Here is a 19,068-nt window from a genome sequence, read left to right as displayed (position 1 = left end):
CCCGCTTAGCCAAAAACTAGCCGAGAGCCATATCACACGTATTACACAACATCCTGAATACGTACTTTTGTTAGAAGAAATAGAATTACTAGAATCTCAGCGCGGTATAGAAAAAGTAACGATTAACGAACAAAAACGAAAAACCGAAGACGAAGCCTTCGACAAGGCACGCTTGGACTTACTTAACAAGCGCCGCCGACTTGAACAAAAGCCAGAATTTGAATCTCTTCAGGCCTGGCGTGACAGCGAAGATGAAAAGCCTATTGAAACAGACAAAGCACAAGAACCAGACTTTATCGTTGAGGAAAGTGCTGAAGTCTTATTAGACTTTATTTCTTTACAGCAAGTTAGCGCGAATGCCTTAGCCAATGCTCTTTAGCAATAGAGCTTGATTCGGTAACACTCGACACTGATATAGCGTGGCACGACATATGAGCGAGAAAAACTCTGAAAAGCCCAAGTCAGATGAAAAAAAGTCTGCAAACTCTCGCTCCAAGAGTGAAAAAACTGAACCTTGGGTGTCTGAAGAGTCTATCAGTAACTTTTTAGGGCGTGTTTCAGGTGCAACCACGAGCGCCTTCAAGTTCGCTAAGAAAACTGGCGGCACGTCCTATAAAGTCGGCAAGGCCATCATTCAGTCGCAGGACCAATTAAAACTTATGGTATCTGCCGGTCAGTCCCTTAAAGACCTTCGCGAGGTTGCCGGCCTGACAGTTAGTGAGCTTAGCGAAGCTGTAAACCTGAAAGATAAGTCCGTTATCGAAGCTGTAGAGAATGGCACAGCCACTCTCTCTTTCGAACTAATACTCCGCCTGGCCGCCCTTCTTGCCAGAAACGACCCTATTCCTTTCATTCTCAAATACAGTAGAACCTACGCACCAGACACATGGAAAATCTTGAATGACTGGGGTGCCGGACGCCTTCCTCTTCATTATGAAAGAGAGCGACAGTTCATCAATATTTACCGTTCTCAAGACCAAGCGAGACAGCTATCGGATGAAGGCTACGAACGCGTTCTTGAGTTTACTAAACAAGCATTCAATATGTCTCTTCACTTTATCGCTGAGCAGGAAGATGCTTTACAAGAAATGATTGAGACTCAAGAGGAACAGATGGAAGTGCTCAGATCCAAAATGAGCCAGGTACATAAGCACAAAACGCAAGCACCAAGCGATGATAGTGATGCAAAACAAAACTCCGATGAAACGCCAGCTGAGGGCAAACCCAATGAACAGCAAAAAGACGCGCCCTGATCTCCCCTCCCTTTAAGCACTCTTTTCATCGAAGTTCGTGATATAGTCCCCTAAAGATTCTATTCATCCTCTAGCCTACGACACTGAAGTATAACTATTCGTTAATATTTTGAGAAAACGCAACCTTACCGAAGGCAATATCAGCCAGCAGCTCTACAAAATGACGGTTCCTATGATTGGCGGCATCTTGGCCATCATGTCGATGAACATTGTAGACACCTATTATGTCGGACAACTCGGCACTCGCGAACTCACCGCAATGAGTTTTACCATTCCAATTATCTCTATCCTATTAAGTCTGGCATTTGGCATTGGCATTGGAACTTCTTCCGTTATCGCTCGTGCAATTGGGGCTCAACAACATACCTTAGTGCAAGCATACTGCACACAAGCGATATTAATCGCCCTGATCGTAGCCATCTGCTTTGCCGTACTTGGCTACCATTTTATGGATCCGATCTTCACCCTACTTGGCGCACCGCAGGACTTGTTTGAGCTCATACATGAGTTTATGGATATTTGGTTTCTAGCCAGCTTTGTAGTGGTTATACCGATGGTCGGTAATTCGGCTATTCGCGCTGCCGGCAATACAAAACTACCCAGCATGGTTATGATAAGCGTTGCAATAGTGAATATGATATTAGACCCCATTCTAATTTTCGGCTTGCTTGGTTTCCCTAAACTTGGGCTAGCTGGCGCTGCCATATCAACCGTTTGTGCGTATTCGATTGCCCTGGTAATTGGTTTGTATGTATTGATAAAGAAGTTCGACTTCTTGAGCCTTAAGAGCTGCTATGGCCGGGTATTACAAAGCTGGCAGGCAATCCTCAAAATAGCTGTTCCCGCTGTAGGAACAAATCTAATTGCACCACTTTCAATCGCGATAACAACCTGGCTTGTAGCCCGATTCAGCCCCGAGTCTGTTGCCGGTTTTGGTGTTGCGTCACGTATTGAAGCAATCTTTCTTGTCGTAATTATGGGGCTAACCTCCATTATGGGCCCTTTTGTTGGCCAAAATTGGGGCGCAGAAAAACATGACCGGGTTTTCGAAGCACTTAAGATGAGCTTCAAGTTCGTTGCACTTTGGGGACTGGGGGCAAGCGTTTGTTTATGGCTATTTGCCAAGCCTCTAACCGGGTTGTTTTCGGCAGACGAATCAGTTATTGAGTCCTCCACCCTCTACTTATACTTAGTGCCTATCAGCTATCTATTTCTTGGCATCATTATGCTGAGCTCGTCAGCAGCTAACGGTATCGGCAGACCAATGCCCTCTTTGGTCATGTCACTTCTACGCTTAATCGTAATTTTTATTCCCTTGGCATTAGCGCTTGGTAATTTTTTTGATCTCGCGGGTATATATCTGGCCACAAGCCTTGCTAATATAATAGTTGGCACGGGTGCACTGTATTGGGTGCGCCACCTCAATAAAAGTAATTTAAAACATTCTTCACATATGGAACTCAAAGAGAGCAAAAGCAATGCCTAGAAACAATCGACTTGTCTACTCCACCGAAACAGGGCGAACTTGTCCAGAGTGTGAACAAGCCATTGACGAATGCACTTGCTCTGCAGACCAAACTCCAGAGGGAGACGGCATCGTACGTGTAAGCCTCGACACGAAAGGCCGAAAAGGCAAAGGTGTGACCGTCTTAAGTGGAATACTGCTAAAAAACAACGAGCTAAAAGGTCTCGCCAAAGAGCTCAAAAAGAAATGTGGTGTCGGTGGTGCAGTGAAGGATGGAAATATCGAAATCCAAGGCGATCACCGTGAACTGCTATTGAAGATTCTTACTGAGCAAGGCTACAAAGTAAAACGTTCAGGCGGATAAACACTAAAAATAGGAAGACAGATATGGAACTAGTTATTGGTAATCAGAATTATTCATCATGGTCACTTCGGCCCTGGCTATTACTGACTCACTTTGACATCCCGTTCGACGAAATTAAAGTATTCCTTTTTGAAGAAAATACCCATCAGCGCCTCGCGGATTACTCCCCCACCTTCAAAGTTCCTGTACTGATTGATGACAAGGAAGGTAAGGACCTTACAGTCTGGGACTCATTGGCAATTTGTGAGTATGTTTCCGAGCAATATCTTAAAGGTAAAGGCTGGCCTGAAGACCCAAGTGACAGAGCCACTGCCCGAGCCTACTGCGCTGAAATGCACTCAGGTTTTCCAGCCTTAAGAAGCGCCCTGCCTATGAACTGCCGGGCTACTCGTAAAGTCAACCTCCATGAGGACTGCATTAAGGATATTCAACGCATCGACGGCATGTGGCAAGATGCGCTCAACCGCCATGATGGCGATTGGTTGTTTGGAGAGTTCTCCATTGCCGACTGCATGTTTGCTCCGGTTGCTTCCCGTTTTGCGACTTATCAAATTGAAGTATCGGATACCAGCAGAGCTTATATCGACCGCTTGCTTACCCTACCTTCAATGAAGCATTGGTACGAAGCAGCCCTAAAAGAAAAAGAAGTGATCGGAGAAGATGAAGCCGGCACCGACGTAGACTAGCACCAGCTCGCTTCATAGCCCGGTTTCGACAAGACCTCTTTAATATTGGCTCGTAATATTCGGTAACCAACGTTTCCAAAGAGTTCTTGTCGACCATTATTCATAATCCATGAAGGACTGCCTTTAATATTCAGTTCTGCTGCTTTCTGATAGTCGCTCATCAATAGTGCTGCCGCATCACCTTCATCAATCAAGGTTTTTAATGCATCGCTATCCATACCACTTTGCTTAGCCAGCAAGAGCACATTATCAAGCAAGCCCACATCCAGATTATCGACAAAAAAACTTTTTTGCACTAACAGCATTAAATCAGCAGAGCGCTGAGGGCTATACGCTAGCTCACAAGCCTTGAGGACTAAGTGCGCATTCAAAGAGGATTTTGGCCGCACAGTCTTCCAGATTTCCGGGTTAACCGGCGCATTATCATAAGGAGCCGCAGCATCTTGCACATGACGACCGAAGCCTTCGTAGCCACCGCGCTCCCCCCATTGTTTTGCCATTCGCGTTTTCGTATCGCCGAAGAGGTTAATATAGTGTCGGCGCAGCAAAACCTGCTCCCCCCACTCTTCTTTCATTTCCTCAATTCGTCTTTGGGCAATCCACGCCCAGATACACAGAACATCACTAAAGTAATCGATTACCAAGGGCTCGTTATTGTTCACTTAACCTTCCTCTTTTAGCTCACATCATCAATTAAACCTTAACTATATTAGACAATACTAATATAGTTTTAGGAATATACCTAGTGATTGACGTAAAAGAGATGTACACTCTGCGAAAATTACTCCCTCAAATCTGTCTGAACAGGTACGTATACTTTGGCAAAAATCGGTCGCAATAATTTATTAGAAGTTATCAAATTCGAGCCTCAGGGCGCCTACCTACAAGGCGGCTGGCTTGGTGAAATACTTCTGCCAAAACGCTATGTGCCTGAAGATTGTGAAGTTGGTGATCCGCTTAATGTTTTCGTCTACCTTGACTCCAAAGATCGCTTTATCGCCACGACCCAAACACCACGGGCGCAAGTGGGCGAAGTCGCGTTTTTAGAAGTAACGGATGTAAATAATATCGGCGCTTTTTTAGACTGGGGGCTACCAAAGGATTTGCTGGTACCTTATAACCAACAACATATGACAATGGAAGTTGGAAAGTCTTACCTTGTATACATATACACTGATGAAGAAACTCACCGCATTGCCGCGTCAACAAAACTCAACAAGTATATTGGTCGCCTCCCTAACGATTATAAACAAGGCCAAAAAGTAGACTTAGCAATCTCTGCTACAACGGACTTAGGCTACAGTGCCGTTATTGACAACCAATATTGGGGCCTTTTATTTTTTAGTGATGTCGTCCGCCCCCTCAAGATTGGCCAAAAAGTTAAAGGCTTTATCAAGCAAGTTAGAAATGACGGTAAAGTAGACCTGTCGCTTCATGCTCCCGGATTTAAGAAAATAGAAAATTTAGCCGAGAGAGTGCTCGACAGGTTAGAAAAAAGTGAAGGCTACCTGCCTCTTTCTGACAAGAGTAAGCCAGAGGAAATATACGATGCATTTTCAATCAGTAAAAAAGCATTCAAGACCGCAATAGGCACACTTTATAAACAACGGCAGATCCGTATAGAGAGTGATGGTATCTACCTGATTAAAACCGGCGAATAATATAGCGAGACACACAAGGTGCATGACCAGTCCCACGACCCTCTTCATGGAATGACTTTAGAAAAGATTCTTATAAAGCTTGAATCTCATTTCGGCTGGGAAGAACTAGGCAATAGAATTCCTGTTCGTTGCTTTCAATACGACCCGAGCATTAAGTCCAGCTTAAAATTCCTAAGAAAAACCCCTTGGGCTCGTAGCAAAGTTGAAGCGCTTTATATCGACTTATGTAACAGCCCATGGCAGAAAAAATAGCTGCCTAAATAAATTAAATACGACTATTTTTTGCCCAGGCATAAAATGTTACGTTTTTTTTCAAACTTTCGAAAAAAATCCTGTATACTACCGCAAATTTTTTTCCGCCCTGAACTTATTGAGTAGAATAATGACAGATCTATCCAAATACAGAAATATAGGCATCTTCGCTCACGTTGATGCTGGTAAAACAACCACTACAGAACGTATTCTAAAGCTAACTGGTAAGATCCATAAGACTGGTGAGGTTCACGATGGTGAATCTACAACTGACTTTATGGAGCAGGAAGCTGAGCGTGGTATTACTATCCAGTCTGCAGCGATCACAACCTTCTGGGATGATCACCGCATGAACATCATAGATACTCCTGGACACGTTGACTTCACAGTAGAAGTATATCGTTCTTTGAAAGTTCTTGATGGTGGTATCGGTGTATTCTGTGGTTCTGGTGGTGTTGAACCTCAATCAGAAACAAACTGGCGTTATGCAGATGAGTCTGGCGTTGCTCGTATCATCTTCGTAAACAAGCTTGACCGTCTAGGTGCTGACTTCTTGAAAGTTGTTGACCAGGTAGAGAACGTACTAGGCGCTAAGCCGCTAGTTATGACTCTTCCAATCGGAACCGAAGATGACTTTGTTGGTGTTGTCGATATTCTTTCTAAGAAAGCTTATGTTTGGGATGACACAGGCCTACCTGAAAACTTCAAAGTAGAAGACGTTCCAGCCGATATGGTTGACGATGTAGACATGTATCACGAGCAGTTGATTGAAACAGCTGTTGAGGTTGATGACGACATCATGATGGCGTACATGGAAGGCGAAATGCCAACTACGGAACAGATCAAAGCCTGTATTCGTAAAGGTACTAATGACCTGACATTCTTCCCTACTTACTGTGGCTCTGCATTTAAGAACAAAGGTATCCAGTTAATTCTTGATGCTGTTGTTGACTACTTGCCTTCACCCACAGAAGTTATTCCTCAGCCATTGACTGATGAAGTGGGCGAGCCAACTGGCGAAGTTGCTACAGTTGCTGTTGACGAGCCATTCCGCGCACTTGCATTTAAGATCATGGATGACCGTTTCGGCGCACTTACCTTTATCCGAGTTTATTCAGGTAAGCTGAACAAAGGCGACACAGTACTTAACTCCTTCACAGGTAAGACTGAGCGTATCGGCCGTATGTGTGAGATGGAAGCTGAAGATCGTAACGAGCTAGATTCAGCTCAAGCTGGTGACATCCTTGCAATCGTCGGCATGAAAAACGTTCAAACAGGTCACACACTTTGTGATCCCAAGCACGAATGTACACTTGAAGCGATGGTCTTCCCTGAGCCAGTAATCTCGATTGCTGTTAAGCCTAAAGACAAAGGCGGTTCTGAGAAAATGGGTATCGCGATCGGTAAGATGGTTGCAGAAGATCCAACATTCCAGGTTCACACTGACGAAGACTCAGGTGAAACAATTCTACGCGGAATGGGTGAGCTTCACCTAGACATCAAAGTAGACATCCTGAACCGTACTTATGGCGTTGAGCTAGAAGTTGGTGAACCTCAGGTTGCATACCGTGAAACAATCACGGCTGAAGTTGAAGATTCATATACGCACAAGAAGCAGTCTGGTGGTTCTGGTCAGTTCGGTAAGATCGATTACCGTATCAAGCCAGGTGAGCAGAATTCTGGTTTCACATTCTCATCTACAGTTGTAGGTGGTAACGTACCTAAGGAATTCTTCCCAGCTATCGAGAAAGGCTTCCAAAGCATGATGGAGACCGGTGTTCTTGCTGGCTTCCCAGTACTAGATGTTGAGGTTGAGCTGTTCGACGGTGGTTTCCACGCGGTTGACTCCTCTGCTGTTGCATTTGAAATTGCTGCAAAAGGCGCTTTCCGTCAGTCAATTCCAAAGGCACAACCTAAGCTTCTTGAGCCAATCATGAAGGTTGACGTATTTACGCCTGAAGATCACGTTGGTGACGTAATTGGTGATTTGAACCGTCGTCGTGGCATGATCGAAGGTCAGGATGCAGGCGCTTCTGGCGTGCGCATCAAAGCAAATGTACCACTTTCAGAAATGTTTGGTTACATCGGCTCACTACGTACAATGACCTCTGGTCGTGGTCAGTTCTCTATGGAATTTGATCACTACGCACAATGCCCTAACTCTGTTGCTGAAAAAGTAATGGAAGAAGAGCGTGCAAAGAAAGCAGCTAAGTAATCTTTAGCTAGCCTTCAAAAAAGCGATCTTCGGATCGCTTTTTTTATGCCTGCAATTTAGCTACAAACCTACAACGACCAAATCAAAATGGCACCGGGATAACCACGTACATAACTCTACTCAGCTTCATTTATACGCAGCAATACTGTTATAGACCAGCGACTTAGCTTTCCCGACCTGAAAGAAATACACTATTCTGGAATAGCTAGAATTTCCCAGGCACAAAAAAAGGCGAGCTAATGCTCGCCTTTAGTCATTCTAAACCATACTACTGAATAGTCAGTGGGCTAGTCGTTAAAAGTTTACCTACAGCACTCCCTGCCGCAATACCCAGCGTTTTCGTGAAGCGCTCAAAGGGGTCTGGCTGCGGCGTAAAATCAATAATTTCCTCAGCTCCAACCACTTCTCTTGCAACATAACCTGCACTACCCAAACCATCAACCAAACCTTTTTCCAAGGCCTGCTCACCACTCCAGATCAGACCACTAAAGATCTCTTCATCAACCTTCAACCGCTCTCCACGCCCTTCTTTCACTTTAGCAATAAACTGCTGATGCGTGGTATTCAGCACCGACTCCCAAAACTCAACCTCATCACCCTTTTCATCGCTAAAAGGATCTAGAAAGCCCTTATGAGCTCCCGCTGTATATAAACGTCTTTCGACGCCAAGCTTCTTCATCGTATCAACAAAACCAAAACCTGAAGCCACTACACCGATAGAACCAACCAAACTTGCCTTATCAGCGTAAATCTTATCCGCAGCCGCAGCAATGTAATATGCACCTGAAGCACCAATATCGCTGATCACTGCATAGAGTGGCGTTTCAGGGTATAAGCCACGAAGTCGTTTAATTTCATCATAAACATACCCTGATTGAACCGGGCTGCCACCAGGACTATTAATGCGCAAGACAACAGCTTGAGTTCCCTCAGCTTCAAAAGCTGCTCTCAAACCCGTCACCAAAAAGTCTGCATTCGCCTCTTCGCCTGAAGCAATCACACCTTCCAGATTAACCAATGCGGTATATTGTTCAGTATCACTTATCTTATCCGGCGATAAACCCTCGCTCATCATAAACAATAAGACAAAAAGATAAGCAAATGTTAGCAGCTTAAAAAACACACCCCAGCGACGAGCCTTACGCTGCTCAACACCTAACTGAGAAACAGTCTTTTCAATCAACTTCCACTCTTTAGTATTATTCTCTGAATCCAAAATTTACTACCCTCTAACTTACATTCAGCTTTATCAGCTCTGAAAAATGATCAATTATTGCTTTTGGCTCATGTACGGACAAGCGACTCACTTCATGAACCCCATAACTCACACCGATTGCATCCATCCCGAAATTTGAAGCCATCTTCAAGTCATACTCCGTGTCGCCAACCATCACGCACTCTTTCGCAGGCACACCATAGTATGAACAAATCTCTTCCAGCATCATTGGGTGAGGTTTTGAGCGTGTTTCGTCCGCACAGCGCTCAATATCAAAATAGTGCCCAAGCCCGGTCGCCTTTAACGCGAGATTCAAGCCATTTCGACTCTTACCTGTAGCAACTGCCAAACTAAGACCACCCGCCTTAAGCGCCTCAAGCGTCTCAATAACGCCGTCAAACAGATTTTCCTGCGTCATCTCACGGCGAAAAAAGAACTCCGCATAAGATTGCCGCATATTTTCAACATCCTTATCCGACAGGCTTGGATACAAGCTTTGCAAAGCCTCCACCATCCCTAAACCAATAATATTCTTATAGGCATCATGCCCGAGATCGGGCAAGGAGAGCTTATTAGCGGCATACTCAAGACTCGCAACAATATGCTGCTCAGAGTCGACTAAAGTCCCGTCCCAATCAAATATATATACAGGGTACTTCATAACACTACACCAAGCCCATCTTTTTCAAATTAGCTTCATATACTTCGTCGTAGGGCGCCTCAAAACTCATCGCCCTACCGCCAGGCAAGGTAAAGTGAATCTCTTTTGCATGCAGCATCAATCGAGCTTTTTCCATTCCTCTAAACTGCACCAAATCGCGCGGGATATACTTATCATCCCCCACAATTGCATGCCCGGAAAATGCGGCATGAACACGAATCTGATGAGTTCGCCCGGTCACCGGCTTAGCTTCGACTAAGGTAAAATTCTCAGCACTAGATAAGATCTTGAACAAGGTCTGACTTGGCTTCCCGTCCTGGTGTACAACAACAATGCGTTCACCAGATTTTAATTCATTCTTCTTAAGGGGCGCGTCAACGCGCTTTTTATGCTTTGGCCACTTACCGAAAACGGCCATATGGTAAATCTTGTTAACCTCATCATTACGAAACTGCGCATGCAAGTCTCGCAAGGCAGGCCGCGACTTAGCCACCAAGATACAACCCGATGTATCCCTATCCAAGCGGTGCACCAACTCAAGAAACTGGGTTTCCGGGTAACGCTTGCGTAGCGCCTCAATTAAGCCGTAATTAACGCCACTTCCGCCATGCACAGCTAAACCGGAAGGCTTGTTGATTACTAGCAGCTGCTTATCTTCATAAATAATAGCTGAGGCAATAAACTCAAGAAGATTGTCACTCACCCTAATAGCGCCTTTAGAGCTACTTGCAACAACAATCGGTGGAATTCTAACAAGGTCATCAATCGCCAATTTGGTTTCAGGCTTGCAGCGCCCCTTATTAATCCGCACCTCACCCTTTCGAATGACTTTATATATTTTAGACTTTGGCACACCCTTAAGCTGAGAAAGCAAAAAGTTATCGACTCGCTGCCCTTCATTCTTTGCCGTTACTGTTACGATGCGGACAGCTGGCCTGTCATTTGTTTTGCGCTTTTCACCACCTTCAGCGGCTTGTTTTTCACTCATTCTATTCTCTACTTAGATCACCCTGAACTTTGGATGCGCCTTAAAAATCAGTCATATTACTTGATATATTTGCTGCGACAAGTAATTACTGCTATATTTCTGCGTTGTTGTAAGGAGCCCGCTCGCTGTGATCGATTAGCAGTAACAGACAATATAGAGTGAGTGACAAGAAATCTCAGGAATACAAACTTGGTTCATCCGTTTTTTCCACTGTCATCAGCCCACCTTCAACACACTGGTCCCGTAAAAAAGTTACATTGAAAGGCGCATTCCCCTATATAGATTCAGCTGAGTTCAGTCAACTATATAGCTAAAAGCCCACGGAGCAGTAAGACGACAGATTATATAGACAGAAAACCGACAGCTATTTGCTTGCGACACAAGCTAAATAGGCGTTGAAAGTTTTGTACGCACGCAATGAAAAAGAATACATAAAGCGAGCCTTTCCACCAACAGAGTGAAAAGTAGAAAGTACAGACAACACGACACGGTATAGAAAGCTCTGTCATGTCGTAAATTAATTAGGATTCCAGAGCAATTTAAGCTCTGGAAATAAAACTAAAGCGTGGAATCGCATTAGGAAAACAGAATTTATAGCCCGTAAGTGATGCAGACAACAAAGTCTTGCGATTGAACGCAGACCATTAATGTTAGTACGCACTATCACTTACTTCTTAGCGTTGAAAGGCAGCACCGGACTTGAGCGAGCATAAATACATATGCCCAGATCATTTGAAGGAAGCAATAAGACCAGACAATAGTTAGGAAATAGAAGTAAAACCAACAAACGCCATATGTGGCCACTTCCCCACCGCGAATTTGTCACGGGTACTGGGTGTTGCTGCTATGTATTGGAATTTGTTAGCTCGCTAACTTGATTTATAGCTGAGTAATTTTACTTTAAACCAAGCTGTCTTCCTGCGATTTCCAGCACAAAACTGGATTTCATTCATGAAAAGAATGCTTATAAACGCAACTCAAAGTGAAGAGTTACGTGTTGCCCTTGTAGACGGCCAAAAACTCTACGATCTTGATATCGAAGCGAGTTCTCGCGAACAGAAAAAAGCAAACATTTATAAAGGTAAGATCACTCGTATCGAGCCCAGCCTTGAAGCTGCATTTGTTGATTTTGGTGCTGAGCGCCACGGTTTCCTCCCTTTAAAAGAAATCTCTAAAGAATATTTTGACCCCGCTGCCGGTAAAGGCCGGGTCAATATCAAGCAAGCCTTAAGAGAAGGTCAGGAAGTTATAGTTCAGGTTGATAAAGAAGAGCGTGGCAACAAAGGCGCCGCACTGACGACCTTTATCAGCCTTGCCGGTCGTTACTTGGTTCTTATGCCTAATAACGCACGTGCTGGCGGCATTTCTCGCCGCATCGAAGGCGACGACCGCTCACAACTTAAAGAAGCCATGTCCGGCCTTGAAACGCCACGCAACATGGGTGTTATCGTTCGTACTGCTGGCGTAGGTCGTTCAACAGAAGAGCTACAATGGGACCTTGATTACCTTCTACAATTTTGGGAATCAATTACCAGCGCTTCTGAAAGCCGCCCCGCTCCTTTCCTCATATACCAGGAAAGCAATGTCATCATCCGTGCTATTCGCGATTACTTGCGCCAGGACATTGGCGAAGTACTTGTTGACGCACCGCTTGTGTTTGAAGATGTTCTAAATTTCGTTCGTTCAGTTATGCCTGCTTATGAAAGCAAGATCAAACTCTACCAAGACGAAACGCCATTATTCAGCCGTTATCAGATCGAAGCTCAAATCGAGACAGCGTTCCAACGCGAAGTAAAACTGCCTTCTGGCGGCTCAATTGTTATCGACCCAACGGAAGCACTTGTTTCAATCGATATCAACTCAGCTCGTGCAACTAAGGGCAGCGACATTGAAGAGACAGCACTTCAAACTAACCTTGAAGCTGCAGAAGAAATTGCTCGCCAGCTTCGTTTACGAGATATGGGTGGTTTGGTTGTTATCGACTTTATCGATATGGGCCCTGCAAAAAATCAACGTGACGTTGAAAACCGCATGCGTAAAGCCCTAGAACTTGACCGCGCACGCGTTCAGGTTGGCAAGATATCTCGTTTCGGGCTCCTTGAAATGTCACGACAGCGTTTACGACCTTCACTAAGTGAGACCCGCGCAGCAGTATGCCCTCGCTGTAGCGGACAAGGTACGATTCGTGACGTTGAATCTTTAGCACTGTCAATCATGCGCCTAATGTATGAAGAAGCCTCTAAAGAGAAAACAGGTTCGGTCCAAGCAGTCCTGCCGGTTCCTGTCGCTACTTTCTTATTAAACGAGAAGCGCCAACAAATTCAGGAGATTGAACGCAGGCAGTCTGTTCGCGTTATCATCATTCCTGACATGGCTATGGATACGCCTCACTATGAGTTACGTAGACTTCGTGAAGACGAAACCAGTGATGATCAAGCTAGTTACAAAATAGAAACAACACAGCCAGAGGAACAAGCAGTTCCAACAGCCGCAGCAAAAGAAGTCGTGCGCGAAGAAGCTGCGGTTAAATCTATTTCACATGCTAGCCCTGCACCTCAAGTTTCAGCGCCTGCAACTGAAGCTGCACCTCAAAAGCAAGCTGAGCAAAGCGAAGAAACTGGCCTAATGAAGCGTTTGAAATCCAAGCTATCGGCAATGTTCAGCGCAGAAGAGAAAGCCTCCTCTGTTGCTAATGAAGCACCTGCTAGAAAGCAGCAGCGCAGCACTCAAGGCAACCGCAGTAACCAGAAGAATAGAAACAAGCAACGAGACTCTCAGTCTGGCGATAACGCTTCAGGCAACAACCGCAACCGTAATAAGTCTGGCCAAAATCGAAATCAACGCGATGAAAATCGCAGAGATGATCGCGGCAACCAACGTAACCGACGCAATCAAAACAATGACTCGCGTCGTAGCAATGATAATCGCGGCAACAGATCAAATTCTGAGAACACTCGCGACCAGAAGCAAAACGATTCACGCACTCAGAACAAAGAAGGTTCGCAGCGCAGAAATCGTAGCGGTAACCGTCCTGCCAAGAAATATGAGGATAAACAACGCCCTGAAGAAGCGCCCGTGGTAAACAATACCTTAGCAAAAGCGGACGACAGTGTAGAAGCCAATACCACAAAGCCTGAAGCTAAAAGCAGCGAAAATAAATCCACTACTCGCTCTTCTAACCGTAGACGTTCAGAAAACCGTGGCGAGCGCCGTAGCAAAGCTCCTACGAAGAATGCTGAAACTGACACCAAGGGTGCAGTTAGCACAGTAAGCGAAAGCCTTAAGGAAACCGCTAAGCCTGTCGCTACAACTGAGCCTAAAGCAGAAGTCTCAAAACCTAAGGTAGAAGAGAAGAGTTCATTGCCTCAAGCGAGTAGCAACGCTAGCCCTGCACCTGCTGCAACTGAAAGCAAGGAAGATAAAAGCTCTGATAAAGCTGAAGTTGCCGAAACTAAAGCTGTAGATTCGCCTAAAGCAGTAAAAGAGAGCAAAGCAGAAACAAGTGATGAAACTGCAACTGAAGTAACTACATCAGATGCCAGCTCTAGTGATAGCGAAGAGAAAACTTCGACTCGCCGACCTCGTAGCCGTAACCCTCGTAGAAATCGAGGCAATAAAGCGACAAACAGCAAGTCGGATGCCTCTCCAACGAAGACGCAAGCTGTTGCTGATAAGGAAAGCGCGACAAAAGAAATAACTGGCAATACAAGCCCTAAAGCCGAAGCGAAGCCGGCTGATGAGCATAAAGTCGAAGTTAAAAAGCCAGCTCGCCGTCGTAGACCTAACCGCTCTAACCGGGTTCACAATGACCCAAGAGCGCAATCAGCTGAAACTGAAAGCGCGGCGGCTCCTAAGTCACCAGAGCTGTCAGCTGTTAAGGTTGAGGTGAGCCCCGCTGAATCAACAGCAAAAGCTGAAGACAGTAAAGCAACTCAGACTACAGATACTGAATAGCATTTCCGCTAATTAAGTTCTGAAAGACCTCAGAGCCGGTATGAGCAATTAGTTCTTACCGGCTTTTTTATGCTTACCAGGTACTGCAGATACTAATCTGTGGAAAATCAGTTTATACTCTCGTTTTTTATACCACCCCGCTCCCAACCAGCGCCCATACACACATGAACGCATTGGTTGCACTGTCATACGGTTTTAGCAAATGTCACTAAGCGAACAACAAATTGAACAGCTCGAAGATATTCTTTTTGCCGAGCATCTAAATGAAGAGGCTTTGGATTATTTTGGCTTTCACGGCCTTGTATGCGCCAGTGTTATCGGGCCGGTAGACTTTGACACTAACACTCTTATCTCTGTGCTATTTGGCAATGATGATATCGAGCTTAGTGAATCTGAAATCGCCACTATTGAAAGCTGTATCGAAGAGATCAAGTCGACATTGCTTGAAGAGATTAATGAAGACCGCGATATACTCTTACCCTACAGCGATGAAACTGATGACGACAGCGAAACTCACTACGATGCCTGTCTTGAAAGCTGGTGCACAGGCTTTATGGAAGGTTTCTTCTACAAAGAAAAGGCATGGTTCTGCAAAGGTGAAGATGTTACCGCCGAATTGCTACTTCCTATCATGGCCCTTTCAGGCCTATTTGATAGTGATGAGTTTCAAGAAATACGTCGAAACGAAAAGCTTTTATCCCAATTCGAAGAAATTATGCCGGAGCAATTGGTGGATATCTTTCTTTTCTATCATTCGGATTAAGTGCCAAGGTCGCCTCGACACAGCGGCCTTCATCACTATATTCAACCGTTTCACACAGAGATCGGACCAGCGCAATTCCGCGCCCCCATGGTTTAGTATTCATTGCCAGGTCTTCGTTCTGTGAAGCAAAATCAAAGCCTTTCCCGGTATCTCTGAGACTTATTTTCAACTCACTACCGGAACGCTCGTAATCAAAGCTCACACTAATGCTAATGCGGCCCGCATCCAAGGCGTCCATCCGTTCCTGACGCTGCTGATAGTACTTTGTAAATCCGTCATGACTGCCTTTTATAGTAGAGTCTAAGGCTAATAAACCATGCTCCAGCGAGTTGAAGTAAAGCTCAGACAAAATAGTCCTGATCATATCGGCTCGACGGTACAAAAACAGATCTGCTGGCAACACTTTAATGACCTGCACAATGGGGTCAGGCTGAGAGTGTATTCTCTCTGCATCAAGATCGACATTAACTGACCAAGGCAAATTCGTCTTTGGTTCAAGATCTATTACACTAGAATTATCAATTGGGCCTGCGGTGATTTCAACCAAAGAGATATCGTCCTGCTGCGCAGAACCTTGGCTGAAGCTATGATAGTCATCCAGTAGGCCGTCAAACACACGCTCTTGCCCGCCCTCTTTCACTCGGCGGTCAAGTGAGTCCATCACTCGTTCTTCACCAAACATTTCATCACTGTCTGTAGGGCTTCCTTCAAGAATTCCGTCAGTGAACATAAACAACTTATCACCATAACGTAATTCGTGTAGTTCTATCTCACTATTGAAGCGCTCTGCCGGCACGATACCGAGCGGCATATGTCTCGACTTTACGACACTTACAAGCCCCTCCCCAGGTCTTGTAATATACGCATCTGGCAACCCCCCTGCCCATACTAATGCTTTATCTCCCGATTCTGGCACATGTATTAGTGTCGCGGCGCAAAACATGTACTCAGGCAAAAAGGACTTTAAGGACTTATTCATCGAAGACGCAATTTCCATAATCGGCATACTTTTTTCACACATGGAGAAAAATGCTTGCGAGACAGGAATCGTACCAATTGCTGCAGCTAAACCATGACCAGTAAAGTCACCGAGAAAAGCATATAAACCACCACTTGGATTTTCGGCCAAAAGAAAGATATCGCCATTAAAGGTCGACATTGAAGAAAGATAGCTTTTAACATTTTTACAGTTCTGCAAGCTCCTCTTGAGCGTATGATTTAATACATGACGCCCCATCTCATGTTCTTGCGTTAATGTCGCGTGTAGACGGGTTAGCTCACTGTTTTTCGCATGAACTTGCTGGGTAAGCTCCTGAGTTCTCGCATGAGCCTTAATCTTCGCTTTTAGAACAATGCCATTAATGGGCTTTGGTAAATAATCATCTCCACCACTCTCCAGGCAAGCAAGCAAAGATTTCTCATCATGTTTTGCTGTCAGAAAAATAATAGGAACATGGGTATCGCCTGCGCGCTTTTTAATTAAGGACGCGGCTTCATAGCCATCCATAACAGGCATGACAATGTCCATCAGAACAAAGTCTGGCTGGTGCTCATCAAACTGCTCGACTGCTATCTGCCCATTTTCAGCTTCGATGCAGTCGTGGCCTTCGGATTCAAGCAAATACCTTACTAGAATACGATTCGATTCATGATCGTCCACAATTAGAACATTCATTCCCATTGTCTGTACTACCCACCCACGCTATTGATTAATATTTTGCGTTAAAACAATGAGACATTGTCATCACTCGCTTCTGCCGCAACACTACTCTTAGAGCCACTCTTTTGCTTGCCAATCTCTTGCAATAAGTCGAGTATTTCGGCTTCACTGGACACACTCCTTACCTTATTCAGCGCCTCTTGTAACAAAGAGTTTTGTTGCAGAAAAGAGTTAATATCGGCACTAACATTATCAGCAAACTGTGAACTCCTGACCGCGTCAGCCACGTCCACTTTTAACTTTTCTGTATAAGCGGAAGCTTCATCCATAGTATTTTCAATGGTGACATTTGTTTGCTCCAAATCTACAAGCATTTCATCGACATGGGCTTTCGCACTGATCGCCATATTCATATCCAAGGATGCGATCTCTCCCACAATTTTGCTTGAACCATCAATCGCGCGCTTTGTGTTCTCAGATGTTTCAAATATTTTGTCATTAAGGGTGTTTGAGTTTTGCGACAAGGTACGTACCTCGTCAGCAACCACGGCAAATCCTCTGCCGGCTTCACCAGCTCTCGCTGCCTCGATTGCCGCATTTAATGCCAATAAATTTGTTTGATCAGCAATACCCCTGATCTGCCCTAGCAAGGTAAAAGTTTGTTCAAAATGATGTGACATATCCTCGATTCGGTGAACAGCAAAGATACTTTTTTCACTCACCTCAACCAATAATCTGACATAACTATCTATTATCCCCATCAACTCATCAGCAAATTGCCTGACTGTTACTTGCTCTTCTCCACTTGTTGTTTCATCCTCATGGACCATAGCAACAACTTTTAACAAGAGCTCTCTTTGTCGTTCAGATTTCTGAGATATTCCGGTAAAACTGGCACTAATCTGATCAGCGCTTTCAGTCACCTTCTGATTAATGTGGACAAGATTTTCCTTCACAAGCTCTGCTTGTTCACTCATTACTGCGCATGCTTCCTGAGTGAGTTCAGTGGCCTTATCATTTAGCAGTGATCGCTCTTGTCCCGCATAACGACTACGAAGACTCTGCACATTTGCATAGTGGGCCCAAGCCCAAGCAATTGAGGTTAGAACAACCGGTATAAATATGAGTTTGGTGGGTATATAAAAACAACCCAGCGTCGTCAACAATGTGAGAATAATAGGTAAAACCGGTGCGCGATACGCTGACATTTCTGACATAGAACAAGATTGCCTAATTATTAAGAAACCAAATCCCTGCAGTCTAGTAAGCAAAGCCCTTCTTTGCCAGCAGCTATTCAAATCTAGGGGTGGGACAATTCCATGTTAACTTACCCTAGCCGCCTAACAAGCTTGGCATTTAATTTGCTATTCCTTAGATAACTAGCATTTTTTGTCAGAAAACGGTCATTGATTGCCGAACTGGAACTTAGCGAGCAAATAACCATGGCACATATATCAACAGAACAAGCCTTACAGATCCCTCAGCAACTACAACGTCAGGACTCTCAAAACGGTACTGAAAACAGCAGCCACGCAGACGACAGTGCCAGACGCAAAGAACAAGCAGAAAAGCGAGTATTGCTAGACGATGCGGTCACTTTATTAAGACTAGGCATTCAAAGTCAAAGTAAAAAGGTAAATGTTGAAACATTCAAAACGGAGTTAGGCCAAGATAAAGCCTTCCTCAAGGAAACTCTGCGTAATAAGCTTGCTGAGTACAACTTAAACCCGAGAACCCAGCTAAATGTAGAGAAGGATATTTACGGCAACATTGAGATCAAAGGCGCGATGCGCCCAAGCGATCATGAAAAAATAAGTACTGACCTTAACAACAACAAACACTTTAAAGAGGCTTTTCAGCGTTTGAGCAAACAGCAGCCTACACTTGATTACGTAGACAATGTCGTGAAGATTTCTGGTGCATATGGAGT

Annotated in this window: 16 protein-coding genes and 1 pseudogene; 11 read left to right on the top strand and 6 right to left on the bottom strand. The window is 44.7% G+C overall.

Annotated elements, in window-relative coordinates:
• From A3757_RS23540 to A3757_RS23520, 5 genes are all read left to right on the top strand, one after another.
• On the top strand, positions 1–379 hold a 379-nt coding region (locus A3757_RS23540), incomplete at its 5' end, for a carboxy terminal-processing peptidase (protein ID WP_197470271.1).
• Positions 380–431: 52 nt separating this feature from the next.
• Entirely contained in the window at positions 432–1,253 is an 822-nt protein-coding gene (locus A3757_RS23535) for a RodZ family helix-turn-helix domain-containing protein (protein ID WP_068507942.1), read from the top strand.
• 109 nt (positions 1,254–1,362) lie between these two features.
• Positions 1,363–2,739: an MATE family efflux transporter gene (locus tag A3757_RS23530; RefSeq protein ID WP_082870300.1), complete on the top strand. Its 1,377-nt coding sequence runs from the start codon at positions 1,363–1,365 to the stop codon at positions 2,737–2,739.
• Complete coding sequence (locus tag A3757_RS23525; protein WP_068507944.1) at positions 2,732–3,082, top strand: translation initiation factor Sui1; 351 nt, start codon at positions 2,732–2,734, stop codon at positions 3,080–3,082. Before A3757_RS23530 ends, A3757_RS23525 begins: the two co-directional genes overlap by 8 nt.
• Before the next feature lie 23 nt (positions 3,083–3,105).
• Positions 3,106–3,768 (top strand): glutathione S-transferase family protein, encoded by a 663-nt coding sequence (locus tag A3757_RS23520; RefSeq protein WP_068507945.1) that lies wholly within the window; start codon positions 3,106–3,108, stop codon positions 3,766–3,768.
• On the opposite strand, the gene A3757_RS23515 is transcribed toward A3757_RS23520, so the two are convergent.
• Positions 3,765–4,430, bottom strand: coding sequence for a DsbA family protein (locus A3757_RS23515; protein WP_068507947.1), 666 nt, complete (start codon positions 4,428–4,430; stop codon positions 3,765–3,767). The genes A3757_RS23520 and A3757_RS23515 overlap by 4 nt on opposite strands.
• 156 nt (positions 4,431–4,586) lie before the next feature.
• On the opposite strand from A3757_RS23515, the gene A3757_RS23510 reads away from it, so the two are divergent.
• From A3757_RS23510 to fusA, 3 genes are all read left to right on the top strand, one after another.
• Positions 4,587–5,429, top strand: a complete 843-nt coding sequence (locus tag A3757_RS23510; RefSeq protein WP_068507950.1) for a S1 RNA-binding domain-containing protein — start codon at positions 4,587–4,589, stop codon at positions 5,427–5,429.
• 18 nt (positions 5,430–5,447) lie between these two features.
• A complete protein-coding gene (locus tag A3757_RS23505; RefSeq protein ID WP_082865102.1) occupies positions 5,448–5,681 on the top strand; it encodes a VF530 family DNA-binding protein in 234 nt (77 codons plus the stop codon).
• Positions 5,682–5,811: 130 nt separating this feature from the next.
• Positions 5,812–7,896: an elongation factor G gene (gene fusA / locus A3757_RS23500; RefSeq protein ID WP_068553036.1), complete on the top strand. Its 2,085-nt coding sequence runs from the start codon at positions 5,812–5,814 to the stop codon at positions 7,894–7,896.
• A 268-nt stretch (positions 7,897–8,164) separates the two neighbouring features.
• On the opposite strand, the gene A3757_RS23495 is transcribed toward fusA, so the two are convergent.
• Genes A3757_RS23495 through rluC form a run of 3 tightly spaced genes read right to left on the bottom strand, consistent with a single transcriptional unit; the run spans position 8,165 to position 10,761 of the window.
• The gene (locus A3757_RS23495) at positions 8,165–9,112 is read right to left on the bottom strand and encodes a S49 family peptidase (RefSeq protein ID WP_231872200.1); all 948 of its coding nucleotides are present in this window, start codon (positions 9,110–9,112) and stop codon (positions 8,165–8,167) included.
• A 13-nt stretch (positions 9,113–9,125) separates the two neighbouring features.
• Positions 9,126–9,773: an HAD-IA family hydrolase gene (locus A3757_RS23490; RefSeq protein WP_068507955.1), complete on the bottom strand. Its 648-nt coding sequence runs from the start codon at positions 9,771–9,773 to the stop codon at positions 9,126–9,128.
• 4 nt (positions 9,774–9,777) lie between these two features.
• Positions 9,778–10,761, bottom strand: a complete 984-nt coding sequence (rluC, locus tag A3757_RS23485) for a 23S rRNA pseudouridine(955/2504/2580) synthase RluC (protein WP_068507957.1) — start codon at positions 10,759–10,761, stop codon at positions 9,778–9,780.
• A 951-nt stretch (positions 10,762–11,712) separates the two neighbouring features.
• Here rluC and rne point away from each other — a divergent pair.
• Positions 11,713–14,715, top strand: a complete 3,003-nt coding sequence (rne, locus tag A3757_RS23480) for a ribonuclease E (RefSeq protein ID WP_068740383.1) — start codon at positions 11,713–11,715, stop codon at positions 14,713–14,715.
• A gap of 202 nt (positions 14,716–14,917) precedes the next feature.
• Positions 14,918–15,478 carry a YecA family protein gene (locus A3757_RS23475; RefSeq protein WP_068507962.1) on the top strand — a complete coding sequence of 187 codons (561 nt, stop codon included), beginning with the start codon at positions 14,918–14,920 and terminating at the stop codon, positions 15,476–15,478.
• On the opposite strand, the gene A3757_RS23470 is transcribed toward A3757_RS23475, so the two are convergent.
• Positions 15,429–17,153 (bottom strand): fused response regulator/phosphatase, encoded by a 1,725-nt coding sequence (locus A3757_RS23470; protein WP_068749983.1) that lies wholly within the window; start codon positions 17,151–17,153, stop codon positions 15,429–15,431. The genes A3757_RS23475 and A3757_RS23470 overlap by 50 nt on opposite strands.
• Positions 17,154–17,200: 47 nt before the next feature.
• Positions 17,201–17,776, bottom strand: a pseudogene (locus A3757_RS27810) (methyl-accepting chemotaxis protein); the annotation flags it as partial.
• An 804-nt stretch (positions 17,777–18,580) separates the two neighbouring features.
• Here A3757_RS27810 and A3757_RS23460 point away from each other — a divergent pair.
• Positions 18,581–19,068, top strand: a 488-nt coding sequence (locus tag A3757_RS23460; RefSeq protein ID WP_156506525.1) for a hypothetical protein, incomplete at its 3' end; no start/stop codon positions are given.

The sequence above is a fragment of the Oleiphilus sp. HI0117 genome, from assembly GCF_001635235.1.
Note: the sequence above shows the minus strand (reverse complement) of the source record. Positions and strands in the feature narration are given on the sequence as shown.

What these genes read in the sequence shown, in the direction of transcription:
- A3757_RS23470 (WP_068749983.1), bottom strand. Translation starts at nt 17,153, where the DNA reads ATGAATGTTCTAATTGTGGACGATCATGAATCGAATCGTATTCTAGTA.
- fusA (WP_068553036.1), top strand. Translation starts at nt 5,812, where the DNA reads ATGACAGATCTATCCAAATACAGAAATATAGGCATCTTCGCTCACGTT.
- rne (WP_068740383.1), top strand. Translation starts at nt 11,713, where the DNA reads ATGAAAAGAATGCTTATAAACGCAACTCAAAGTGAAGAGTTACGTGTT.
- A3757_RS23520 (WP_068507945.1), top strand. Translation starts at nt 3,106, where the DNA reads ATGGAACTAGTTATTGGTAATCAGAATTATTCATCATGGTCACTTCGG.
- A3757_RS23490 (WP_068507955.1), bottom strand. Translation starts at nt 9,773, where the DNA reads ATGAAGTACCCTGTATATATATTTGATTGGGACGGGACTTTAGTCGAC.
- A3757_RS23475 (WP_068507962.1), top strand. Translation starts at nt 14,918, where the DNA reads ATGTCACTAAGCGAACAACAAATTGAACAGCTCGAAGATATTCTTTTT.
- A3757_RS23535 (WP_068507942.1), top strand. Translation starts at nt 432, where the DNA reads ATGAGCGAGAAAAACTCTGAAAAGCCCAAGTCAGATGAAAAAAAGTCT.
- A3757_RS23525 (WP_068507944.1), top strand. Translation starts at nt 2,732, where the DNA reads ATGCCTAGAAACAATCGACTTGTCTACTCCACCGAAACAGGGCGAACT.
- rluC (WP_068507957.1), bottom strand. Translation starts at nt 10,761, where the DNA reads ATGAGTGAAAAACAAGCCGCTGAAGGTGGTGAAAAGCGCAAAACAAAT.